The sequence below is a fragment of the Tunicatimonas sp. genome, from assembly GCF_049647865.1.
Taxonomy (GTDB): domain Bacteria; phylum Bacteroidota; class Bacteroidia; order Cytophagales; family Cyclobacteriaceae; genus Tunicatimonas.
On record NZ_JBARYM010000229.1, the window covers coordinates 1 to 3,354 of the forward strand.

Annotated in this window: 2 protein-coding genes; both read left to right on the top strand. The window is 43.8% G+C overall.

Features of this window, described 5'->3' with window-relative positions; genetic code table 11:
• On the top strand, window positions 1-436 hold a 436-nt coding region (locus WBA23_RS07130; protein WP_424581575.1), incomplete at its 5' end, for a CHAT domain-containing protein.
• Window positions 437-696: 260 nt separating this feature from the next.
• On the top strand, window positions 697-3,354 hold a 2,658-nt coding region (locus WBA23_RS07135), incomplete at its 3' end, for a M43 family zinc metalloprotease (RefSeq protein WP_424581577.1).

Consider the following 3,354-nt stretch of genomic DNA (forward strand, 5'->3'; position numbering starts at 1 on the left):
ACTCTACACCTTGCAACTACGGTCTAATCTGGCGGTGTTAAGTGCTTGCGAAACAGGCACTGGTCAACTAGCCCGAGGCGAAGGGATTATGAGTTTAGGCCGAGCTTTTAAGTATGCTGGTTGCCCTAATGTAGCCATGAGCTTGTGGAAGGTGAATGACCGAACAACCCAGCGTATTGTACAAAGTTTTTTTGAACAGTTGGCGGAAGGTGCTGATAAAGACGTAGCCCTACAGCAAGCCAAACTCTCATTTTTAAATAAAGCGAAAGGACCTCTAGCGCATCCGTATTACTGGGCATCACTAGTGCTGATTGGTGATGATCTTCCTTTAAATGATTCATCGCTGCCTCACTATTACGCAATATTCATCGGATTGGGATTACTGATACTAATTGGTATGACTGTTTTGATAAAAAAGAGAAAAAGTACATTCTAATAGTAGCTGTTCAGAAATTTTCTTATTACGAAGCTTTTAACAATAATGACAATTCTACTAACCCACTTTTGCTGTTTGAACATGCGAAATGATAAATCTAAACCATTGCTCAGGAAATTCGCCGAAGTGAAACTTTTGCATAGCATAGTTAGTAACCATAAAACATATTTAGATTGTATTTTTTGCGTTGTTTCTTTCGGTTGGTCATATTATTGTGGAAAAATTATTGTTTTCTCGCTCACTCATTAATCCATAAGTTCATGAATCACATCGGTCTTCGTTTAAGCTGGTTAGTGATTACCCTTCTTTTCATCTCCTTCCAGCTTCAAGCTCAACAGGAAAAATGTGGAACTGTATCGCTAAATCAAGGAAAAAATAAAGAACGATTCGAGCAGTGGATGAACAATATGCAGTTGAAGCGGCAACTGAGCCCACAAGCTAAATTCCAGTCAGAAGATGCTGAGCCAATCTACCGCATTCCGGTGGTAGTACACGTAGTTCACCTGGGTGAACCCGAAGGAGATGGTAGTAATATTCCTTTTGAGCAGATTCAGGATCAAATCCGAACTTTAAACGAAGACTTCCGCCGACTTAACCGTGATACTACCGAAACGCCTTTAGAGTTTCAGCCTTTTGTCGCCGACACGCGCATTGAGTTTGTGCTAGCTCGCCAATCTCCCGAAGGTTTTGCAACTAACGGAGTGGTTAGGATAGCAGGCGACCGTGATAATTACGGATTACAAGATGGCGATGCGCTATCTATACTCAGCCAGTGGGACCCCGAACTCTACATGAATATTTGGGTAGCTCCATTAAGAAATAATTTGTTAGGTTACGCCCAGTTTCCGGATTCAGAGCTGCCGGGTTTGGGCGGTGCATCTACTGGCTCAGATACTGATGGAATCGTGATTGATTTCAACTTTTTCGGTAGTGTCGGTAATGTGGTCTCCCGTTCGCTGGGGCGTACTACTACCCACGAAGTAGGTCATTACCTTGGGTTGCGCCATATCTGGGGAGATGGCGACTGTAGTGCCGATGATTTTGTGGCTGATACCCCTCTACAGGAATCTGATTCGGATACTTGCCCTAATCACCCGCAAACTAGCTGTGGTTCCGTTGATATGTTCCAAAACTATATGGACTACACTACTGATCGGTGTATGAATTTATTCACGCTTGGTCAGAAGGCAAGAATGCGCATAGTACTAGAAAATAGTCCTCGCCGCCGAACCTTACTAAACTCGCCCGGTTTAACTGAACCCATTGTACTAGACGATGACGCCGGAATTAGCGCGGTCAATAGCCCTCAGCGTAGTGAGTGCAATGGCGATATTGTTCCCACAATCACAGTAGCGAATACTGGGCGAGAACCTCTTACCTCGTTTGCCGTCGCCCTAAATGTGCAAGGTAACTTTCGGGAAGAAACTGTCTTCAATACCAGTTTGGAAACAGGAGAATCTACCACCGTGTCCCTGAGTTCAGTTTCACTGGCAGGAAACGCCGCCAATGTTGAATATACTTTTACATTCTTTATTACTGAGGCTAACGGAGCTGCTGATGAAAATGCCACTAATAATGTGAGTTCCGTCAATTTCATTGTCCCTCAGCGAGCTACTCTGCCATTGGCCGATGACTTTGAGCGGGTCACTGAGAATTCAATACTTAGTGTGGGTTACATCAGTAATTCCGACGATAATATTACCTGGGAAAGAACCTCAGTTCCGGGTTTTTCAGGAGAAGGCAATGAAGCCTTGTGGCTCAATTTCTTTGACTATCGAAACAATATTGGCACCCAAGATATACTCTACACCCCCGTATTCAGTTTGGCTGATTTGCGCGATGCTAGTCTCTCTTTACGGTATGCTTACGCACCTTTCCGAAACGAAGATGGCAACATACGTAACGATGGTTTTGCTATTGGTATATCTACCGATTGTGGAGCTACCTTCGAAACCTTCTTATTTGAAGCTTCCGGTGAGGATTTAGCTACGACTGAGCCAATTGGTTCAGAGTTTTTTCCTGATTCCCGTGTCGATTGGCGCCAATTAACGTTTCCATTAGATGCTTTCGCGGGTAATGAAAACCTACAAATAGCCTTTATTGGGTATAATGACTTCGGCAATAATCTATACCTCGATGACATTAATATTCAGGCTACTCAAGTGCGAGAAATAGATTTAGCAATTAGTGAAATCATTTCCCCCGCTTACCTTTCTGGCCAGACTAATCCCACACCAAGAGTTACCATTAAGAATATCGGCCGCTCTTCCGTCAGGTCATTCGATGTCACCTATCAGTTTGATGATCAGTCGCCCACTGAGTTTTCTTATGATGCTTTCATTCTAGAACCAGGCGAAGAAACTATTTTTGAGCTCGAGTCACCCACTCTTGCTTTAGGTATTCATAGCTTCTCGATCCGCGTTATTAATCCTAACCTTCGGGTAGACGATGTACCGGATAACAATTACCGTCAGGTTAACTTTGTGGTAGATGACAAAGAAGATATTATTCCACTAATTAATGAATTTCAGGAGTATTCTGTACCGGATGTACTCCAAGGTGAATCAGTAGCAGCCACCGATGTGTGGCAGGTGGTAAACCCTGATAGTAGCATTACCTGGGAAACCGTAGAAGCCGCCGGAAACGGATTCAATAACGAGGCGGTTGGTATTCAAAATAATCAATACGCTGATATTGGAGCCATTGACCGTCTGGTAAGCCCCTCGCTGGATTTTAGCAATACCTTTGAAGCTAGCCTGTTTTTTCAGGTGTCTTACGCTCAGTTCAGTGAAAACTACGTAGATACCCTAAATGTACTAGTTTCTACCGACGATGGCGAGAGTTATGAACGGGTACTAACCTTAGAAGGACTCACGTTATCAGCCGGACTTACTTTTAATTCGGAGTGGGAACCCCGG